Below are 1,398 nucleotides of genomic sequence, written 5' to 3' on the forward strand. Positions count from 1 at the left end.
AACCTCGAATAATCGTAACTAAACAAATAATGGTAACTTGGTTGCTTCAAGCCGCACGGCAAGCCAAACGCCACAATCAATATACGCAAACCGTTGTAGCCAATTTAAGAAAAAACAATATTGAGAAAATTAAAAATTCTAAAAACAGCATTTAAAGCCACTATATTTTATTCACTAATAAGGCTTTTAGTACTAATCATTTTTCGAATAGCTGACTTATATGATTTTCTGCATTTTCATTATTCCAATGACTTAGCTTGGATTTTTCTAACTATAATATTCCCATTATCAACGGCTATTTTAATTGCGTTAAAAGTAAAATCTAAATTCTTAACAGATTTGGGTAAATTCTTCTTACCATTATTAATAATAGTAACTATTACTGGTTATGGGTTTAATAAAAGCTATTGGGGACATATAATAAAAAGACCTTCAGTATTTTCCGAATTAAAAGATGCTACAGAAATACTTTCAATAACAGAGGCTAACAAAGATTTTAACAGTTCAAAATTTGAGATTTCAAAAGATACTATCAAGTATTATGACCACGATTATTTTTTAGACTTGTATTATAAAAATTTTGAGAGACCATTTATGCAATTTGGTGCTTTAGGACAGCGTGGTAATTTATATCAATATAAAGATATTGCTGAAAATTCCAATTTAAAATTACTAAAAGAAGAATTAAAAGTTGTTGAAACTTTGATTTTGAATTCTGGTTTTTTAGTTAAACCTGATGAAAGCTATGAAGAATACGGAAATCAACTAAATATCCAAATAATCGAATTTACTACAAGTGGAGAACAAGGATACTTAATTAGTAAAAGTATTGAAGACAGAAAAAAACCTCTTTTCGACTACGATAGTAAATATTTGTTCGTAACAATTAACAGCGGCCAATTAGAAAATGACCATTATCCAATTTACGAATTTTTGATTGAAGATAATGAAATTGTAAAAAAACAAAAGTATTTTTATGATTTGGCTGGAATTGAAGGTGCGGAATATTCTTTGCTTGCACCAATTGCCGAAACTACAATTTTAATTTTATCATTGATATTATTTGGAATTTATAAATTGATAATTAAACTGAGAAAAAACTGGCTACAACACCGTATATGAAAACATGGCTTTTTAGGAAATTGAATTGAAATCATTACTTTTAATCAAAATATGATTCGTCGGACTAATCCGAACTCGCTTGCCTTTCTGAGTCTCACGCAGCTTTGGAGAATTGAGCCGAAAAGAGCGATTGATGGCTGAGCTGCTTCAAGCCGCACGCTTCGCCAAGCGCCACGTTTCATATACAAACCCGTTGTGTTTAATAAGTTACCCTTTCTGATTTTAAAGATTGTTTCTTGAAAAGGTCGATTTATAGAAGAGTTTTTTTTAGGTAAC

Annotated in this window: 1 protein-coding gene; it reads left to right on the plus strand. The window is 30.1% G+C overall.

The window, feature by feature from the left end; translation table 11 throughout:
• The first annotated feature begins 120 nt into the window (after nucleotides 1-120).
• Nucleotides 121-1,122, plus strand: coding sequence for a hypothetical protein (locus BLQ00_RS17375; protein WP_093145587.1), 1,002 nt, complete (start codon nucleotides 121-123; stop codon nucleotides 1,120-1,122).
• The last annotated feature ends 276 nt before the right edge of the window (nucleotides 1,123-1,398 follow it).

Source organism: Ulvibacter litoralis (genome assembly GCF_900102055.1).
Taxonomy (GTDB): Bacteria; Bacteroidota; Bacteroidia; order Flavobacteriales; family Flavobacteriaceae; genus Ulvibacter; species Ulvibacter litoralis.